Origin of the sequence: Paracoccus haematequi, from assembly GCF_900631945.1 — a bacterium.
Lineage (GTDB): Bacteria > Pseudomonadota > Alphaproteobacteria > Rhodobacterales > Rhodobacteraceae > Paracoccus > Paracoccus haematequi_A.
This window is the reverse complement of the sequence record NZ_UZWE01000049.1, coordinates 1-6349: the sequence shown is the minus strand read 5'-3', so window position 1 is coordinate 6349 and position 6349 is coordinate 1. Positions and strand designations below refer to the sequence as shown.

Sequence of the window (6349 nt, the reverse complement as noted above, 5' to 3'; positions counted from 1 at the left end):
CTATCACCCTGCTCCGGCAGGAGCAGTTCCGGCGCGGGTCACACAAATCAACATGAGAGCATGAAAGGCATCGATCAGATCATGCCAGCGTGATGGTGGACCGGAGGCGCACGGCGCTGCCATGACCGCCATCGACGACCCGCTGAGCACCGGCCGCTGATCGGCTTTCCCAGTCGGACCCAGGATGTCGGCGTCTGTTCGGCAGCAGCCCCCTTTCCCCGTTGAGTTCATGGCACGCGTTCGATGTCGGCGTTGCCGCGCGCCTTGAAGCGGTTCATCAGGGCGATGCGGATGTGGATTTCAGCGGTTTGCCTGTCCGGTTCCCGTGAAGCGATATGCTCGCCGAAGGATTTGAAGCACATCATCTTCGCCTCGTCCCGGCTGCGGACATGATAGCCGGTCCCGCGCTTCCGGATGGTTCGGCCCAGACTGCGGGATCGCGGGGCCGGTATTCCCTGCCAGGCGATCCCCCAGGCCCGGCGTCGGCCCAAGTCCGGCGGCCATCTGTGCGGGCGGATGAACCTGAGCGGCAGCGTTTTTGCGGCGCCGGTCCAACAGTCCAACACGTCCAACAGTTTTTGTCTGAAGGCAGACCGTCACCTCGGCAAGAAAATTTCCACAAAAAATATATGACGAAAGTTTCTGTAATAATAAAAAGTGCTTTCCAATTTCTTTGGGAAATTATTCCTTATCAAGAAAAACCGGAATGTTAATTCCTTCGGTCCGCCAGTGTTATTGCGTCACGAGTTCCTTGATTTTTTCCGTGCCGAGATTTAGTATAACCTCCTGTGTTTGTTATTTTTAATATTTTAACGGGGCATTGACCCTTTGCCGGAAGTGCGACCCATGCCGTGCGTCCGGGGGCCAGGGTCAATCGGGGGCCGGGGTCAATAGCCCTATCGAGGGTCGGGCAGCGAAACAGGAGAGCGGCAGCAATGGATGATCGGTTCCTTGACGGCGGAAGGCAAGAAGGAGAGCCCGTCGGCAATCCGCCGATCCATGCGGATTCGGCCGCGAAAGTCGCTCGGCCCCACCTTCCTGCCTGCATTCCCGACAGGAAGGCTGAAGCGGATCGTCATGCCCTGGCGGATCGGATCCGGGAAACCCTTCCCGGAAATCTCGACGTGGATGCCGACAAGGGAACCATCCATTTCCTTTCCAGCCCGAAGCGGGTTTGCGGCCTGATCTTTCCCGCTCTCACGCTCCGTCGCCCGGGGACCCAGGACGGCTACGCGGTTCTCTTCGAGTTCATGGACCTCTCCGGCCAGATAAAGTCCATCGCTTGCGGGATGGCGGATCTCACTTCCGGTTCCGGCTTCGCAAGGAGGCTGACAGGACTGGGATTTCCGATCCACGTTTCCTTGCGAGAGTTTGTCGAGTTCCTCCGCGCATGGACCGCGGAGTCGCAGCCGCCCCTGGGATGGCGCCTCGACCGGGCCGGCTGGGTGTCCCTGCCGGGGTGCAATCGCCTCTTCGTTCAGCCCGATGGGCGTGCTGTCGCGCGACGCAAGGAGGACGTGCCTGACCTTGCCCTGTTCAATGCCTCACCCGTGCCGAGGGCGGGAACTCTCCAAGGCTGGTCGAGCGGCATCGCCACCTGTGCCGAGGGAAACCCGCTCCTGATGGCCGCCCTCTCCGCAGGCTTTGCGGGCCCGCTCCTCGAGCTGGCGCGGATGGAAACAGTGGGTTTGAACGTCTACGGCCGACCCGGCTCCGGCAAGTCGTTGTTGCTGCAATCCGCCCAGAGTGCCGGGGATTCCCCGGCGACGACGACGTTCTGGTCGCAGTTTCCGGGGCGGCTGGAGGATCTGAAAGCGCGCCGGAACGATGGTCTGATGACGATCGAGGCCTTCAATGCCCACCCTTCCTCAAAGGAAATGACGGCCCTGGCGTCCTTCGCCACGGACAGTTCTTTCGAAAATCGCGAGACCGGGCATCGCCTCGTGATCCTGATGAGCAGCGAGGCCTCGACGATCGAGATTTTCCGGCGCAAGCGACATCTCCAGGCCGAGGCTCTCAGGGTGCGTTTCCTCGATATCCCGGTCGGGGCAGGCCTCCACGGGGCCTTCGACGATCTGCACGGATACCCGGATGCAGCCTCCTTTGTCACCGCCCTGCGCGGCATGATCAGAGACCACCACGGCCATGCGGCAGGCGCCTTCATCGAATGGCTGGTCAACAATCGTGAACACGCCGAGGCGATGCTGCATCGCCACATGGAGCGTTTCGTCGCGCGGGAACGGGAACTGCGAACGGAGTCACCTCCAGGCACCCTTCTCCCGCATCTCCAGCGACTTGGCTTGGTCGGCGCGGCGGGGGAACTGGCGATCGCGGCCGGGATCCTTCCCTGGACGGAAAACGCCGCGATGACGGCCGCTCATCACCTTGCGGCGCTCTGGCACTCGGCAGCGCAGGAACACAGCGTCGGCCCCGCGCTCCGTATCCTGCTCGACGCCATCGAAGTCCACGGCCATCGATTGCGATGGTTGGGGGGCACGCCTCGGAAACAGGAGGACCGGACCGGATGGCAGGACCATCGGTTCTATTATCTGACCGTCGATATGCTGAAGGATGCCAGGCCCTGGCATCTGGCCGCCCTCGAACAGGCAGGCCTTCTCAAGCCGGGCGGCGAAAAGCGTTCCTATCAGGCGCGGATGGACAAGGCCCAGCACATGGGCCGCCCACGGGTCTATCTCATCTGCAAACATGCCCTCGCAGATGCTGCGCCGGGCGTGAAAATCGAGTTCAGCCTCAAGGAACACCTTCTGAATATCTTCTGTCCCGAGGATGATGACTGAGGACGCCCGACCAAACTGCCGCTCATGTGACGGCGGTCAGGGCCGCGCGGGCGTCACGATGATCGTGCAGCCGGACTGCCAGCGTCGTCGGATCGCCTGCGACCCTCAGCGCGGCCGGATGGAGCTTTGCACAGGCCAAAGGACATCCAGCCGAAATCGCGGGAAATGACGCGTCTGTGCCATGATCAGGGTTTGGCCGAGCAGGCCGACGGCCTCTGCTCCGTTCAGCCGCTCGTCCGTCGGCCCGGTCCAGTTGACCGCGACGACGGGACCGGCGGCGTTCCGGTTCAGCCAGCCGCCCAGGGTCGAGATTTCCAGGGGGGTCAGGAAGTAGAGGACTTCCGACAACAGCACCAGGTCGGGCCGGATGTCGGGCAGATCGTCTGGCGCGCAGCCTTGCAGCACCGTTGCCTGGGAAAACCCGGCCAGGATGCGGCGCGCGGCCGCCGCCGCCGCGGGGATGCAGTCCATCGCGGTCAGGCGGCGGCAGCGAGGGGCCAGGCGGCGCGCCAGCTCGCCGTTGCCGCAGCCGATTTCCAGCGCCTCGCGGAACGGGCCGGGGCCGATCGCCGACAGGGTTTCCCGGAACTTGGCGGCCTCATAGGGGCTGGAGCGATGGTTCCAGGGGTCCTCGCTGGCGGCATAGAGCCGGGACAGATGCGCAAGGGTGTCTCTATGGGGCAATGACGATCTCGGGATGGGTCAGGAAATGCTCCTGGCGCCACGGCTCCATGACGAACCCTTCGGGATCGTCGTCGATCAGCGGCGTCATCTGGCTGCGGTGGCAGGCAAGCGCCCGACGCTTGGCCGTCAGCGCGGCGGCCGAGGCCGCGATGGTGCGGGTTGGGGCGGTGCGGTCCGTGAAGCGGCCCCAGATCGGGTAATAGGCCAGCGCGACGTCGGGGCGGGCCAGGTTCCGCGCCATCCGCGCCACGCTTTGGTGATCGACATGCGGATCCCCCTCCCAGGTCGCCAGCAGCAGCGCGCCTTGCGGGATCAGGTCCGAGATGTCGGCATCCGTCCGCACCCGGCAGTCGCCATGTCCCAGCCAATGCGTCGTCGCGCCCAGGATGGCGGCGGCGGCCTCAAGCTCGGCCCGGCGCTGCTCGGCCAACCGCCGGGGCGGCCATCCGCGGGATTTGGGATGCGACCGGCTGCCATCGGTCACGCAGATCACGGTGCAACGCGCGCCATGGGCGGCGGCGTCGAACAGCAGCGCCCCGCAGCCCAGCGTTTCGTCGTCGGGATGGGGCGCCAGCACGGCCAGGGGGCGTCCGCCCAGCAGATCGGCCACGCCGATCGGGGGACCGAGGTTGTCCAGAAACCCGCTCATCCGATCCATCTGTCGCGCAGGGCGGGGCTTTGCAGGATGCGCGCCATGGCCCCCAGGGCCAGCCCGTCGGGATTGGCCTGGCGGATATAGAAGCCGAGGTCGCGGCGGATGCGGTCGGCGGGATGGGCGGTGGCAAAGGAGGCCGCCCCCAGGGCCTGGTCCATGGCGTTCATCAGCGCGACCGCTTCCTCGGCTGTCAGCAGTCGCGCCAGGATCGCGGCCTCGGCATCCTCGGGCACCGCATCGGGCCGTTCCACCCGATCGGCGGCCTGCCACAGCCACAGCCGGGCCGTTTCGCAGGCCGTCACCATCCGGCGCAGGCGCATGGCCTGCAAGGGCGCCGCGTCCTGCCCGCGCCGTTGCAACTGATCGGCGGTGATCGCCGTCAGCGCCCGCATCGCGCCCAGTTGCACGGCGGCATAGCGCCAGACCCCGCCCTGGAAATGCGGTTCGATCAGATAGTCGCCGGGACCGCCGATCCGCAGGGCCTCGGCCACGGCAAGCCCCTCCAGGTCGCAGCGCCCCGAGGCGGTGGCCTTCATCCCCGAAACCCGCCACTCGTCGGGAAACAGCCGCCCTTCAAGCTGCGGGCGGCTGAACAGCAGAAGCTGCGGGCCGTCGCCCGTGCCTGCGGACACAATCACATGGTCCAGCACGTCCGCGCCGCTGGCGAACAGCTTTTGCCCCCGCAACAGGGGGCCGTCGATCCTGACCGGATCGGGACCGTCGGCCCCCCAGATGCCCAGCAGGCCACCCCTCCTGTCGCCGGGGGCATACAGATCCAGCAGCTTGGCCGCGTTCACATGGCCTTCGAAGATGCGGCCCGCCGACAGGTTCGCCCGGCCGATGGCCGCCAGGGCCTCGAAAAGCTGCCCGACGGACAGCGGGGCGTCCAGAAGTCCGCCCTGCCGCAGCGCATCCGCCAAGGCAGGGCCAGAGGGACCGTCGGGACCGTCGCAGGGCGCCTGAGCCACAAGGCGCGCGGCACGGGCGATGTCGGTCATGCGGCACTCTTTCCCCGGGGCAGCAGCCGGGGGCGCACGGACCCTTCGACCAGGCGCCTCAGTGCGGGCAGCTCCGCTTCCAGATCCGAGGCGCGCAGGCGGTTGCCCAAGGACAGGGCGCGGCTGGGCCAGGGCCGGCTGTCCCCGGCCGTCGCGCGGGACCACAGATCCGCCAGGACAGGGACCGGCAGCATCGCCTGGTCGGCCAGGGGATCGTCATCGGACATCCGCTGGCGCAGGGCTTCGGCCATGCCGCCCTCGGCGCGGCCGTGCAGCCTGCCCGACACCGTGGCCAGCATGTCGTCGGCATAGCGGATCGCCAGGCCATGGGATTCGGCCTGATGGACCAGGGCGCGATCCTCGCTGGAGCGGGTGTCGGGAAGCCCGCCGATCAAGCGGAAGCCATCGCTGCGGATCGCCATGGAGGCGGCGGATTCGATATAATGCGGACGCTCTGGACCCTGGCGCCCGGCCAGCAGGTCGACGGCATGGCGGATCTCGTGTTGCAGCGCGCCATGGGCAGCCTCGGCCTGGGTCACCCTGCGGCCGGGGGCGGTTGCCAGGACATGGCGGCAATCGGCGTCGATCCTGCCGCAGACCAGGTCGGCCCCCGCATCCGCGGCGCGCAGCGCGGCGGCGATCCAGTCGGCATGGGGCGCGGCGTCCCCGTCGGTGGTCAGGATCAGCGCGCCGGGACGCGCGGCCAGATCCAGGACGACCCGGCGGGCGATCCCGGCATTGGGGTCGGGAAAATCGACCTGGTGCAGTTCCAGGCGCAGCGACGGATGGGTAAAGGACCGAACGATCCGCGCACTGCCGTCGGTGCAGTTGTTGGCCAGAACCACCGCCGTCACCGGCAGGGGCGACCGCATCGCCGCCGTCGACAGGGCCCGCAGCAGCCTCGGCAGACGCCGGGCCTCGTTTCTGACGGGAATGGCAACGACGATCTGCACCAGGACAGGGCGGCTATAGGCGGCGACAATTGTCGAAAGTGATCCGTCCATGATCCGCCCTGTCTGATCCCGAAGCCAACTACCCCATCCTGTCCGTGGTTCCGCCGTCGTGGCCCTGCGGTTCTGGGACCGGACTGAGAGCTTGATCTCGCCACTGAAACAGCCGGAGAAACGCACTATAACCGCATCTGAATCCGTTCATGCGGATCACTTCGTATTCCTTTCGCATGACAATAGACCATCGATAAGGACACCTTATCG

Annotated in this window: 5 protein-coding genes and 1 pseudogene; 1 reads left to right on the top strand and 5 read right to left on the bottom strand. The window is 66.3% G+C overall.

Features of this window, described 5'->3' with window-relative positions:
• Positions 1–227: 227 nt before the first annotated feature.
• Positions 228–428, bottom strand: a pseudogene (locus tag PARHAE_RS16275) (IS5/IS1182 family transposase); the annotation flags it as partial.
• 507 nt (positions 429–935) lie between these two features.
• On the opposite strand from PARHAE_RS16275, the gene PARHAE_RS16270 reads away from it, so the two are divergent.
• The gene (locus PARHAE_RS16270; protein WP_126155625.1) at positions 936–2798 is read left to right on the top strand and encodes a DUF927 domain-containing protein; all 1863 of its coding nucleotides are present in this window, start codon (positions 936–938) and stop codon (positions 2796–2798) included.
• Between the two features lie 105 nt (positions 2799–2903).
• On the opposite strand, the gene PARHAE_RS16265 is transcribed toward PARHAE_RS16270, so the two are convergent.
• The 4 genes from PARHAE_RS16265 to PARHAE_RS16250 are packed head-to-tail and all read right to left on the bottom strand — an operon-like array spanning position 2904 to position 6139.
• Positions 2904–3482, bottom strand: a complete 579-nt coding sequence (locus tag PARHAE_RS16265; RefSeq protein WP_164555285.1) for an SAM-dependent methyltransferase — start codon at positions 3480–3482, stop codon at positions 2904–2906.
• On the bottom strand, positions 3472–4131 hold the full coding sequence (locus PARHAE_RS16260; RefSeq protein ID WP_164555284.1) for a PIG-L deacetylase family protein: 660 nt from the start codon (positions 4129–4131) through the stop codon (positions 3472–3474). The genes PARHAE_RS16265 and PARHAE_RS16260 overlap by 11 nt, the downstream gene beginning before the upstream one ends.
• On the bottom strand, positions 4128–5135 hold the full coding sequence (locus PARHAE_RS16255) for an acyl-CoA dehydrogenase family protein (RefSeq protein WP_126155622.1): 1008 nt from the start codon (positions 5133–5135) through the stop codon (positions 4128–4130). The genes PARHAE_RS16260 and PARHAE_RS16255 overlap by 4 nt, the downstream gene beginning before the upstream one ends.
• Entirely contained in the window at positions 5132–6139 is a 1008-nt protein-coding gene (locus PARHAE_RS16250; protein WP_126155621.1) for a glycosyltransferase family 2 protein, read from the bottom strand. The genes PARHAE_RS16255 and PARHAE_RS16250 overlap by 4 nt, the downstream gene beginning before the upstream one ends.
• Positions 6140–6349: the final 210 nt, after the last annotated feature.

Coding starts and splice junctions, on each gene's coding strand:
- PARHAE_RS16250 (WP_126155621.1), bottom strand. CDS start 6,139: ATGGACGGATCACTTTCGACAATTGTCGCCGCCTATAGCCGCCCTGTC.
- PARHAE_RS16255 (WP_126155622.1), bottom strand. CDS start 5,135: ATGACCGACATCGCCCGTGCCGCGCGCCTTGTGGCTCAGGCGCCCTGC.
- PARHAE_RS16260 (WP_164555284.1), bottom strand. CDS start 4,131: ATGAGCGGGTTTCTGGACAACCTCGGTCCCCCGATCGGCGTGGCCGAT.
- PARHAE_RS16270 (WP_126155625.1), top strand. CDS start 936: ATGGATGATCGGTTCCTTGACGGCGGAAGGCAAGAAGGAGAGCCCGTC.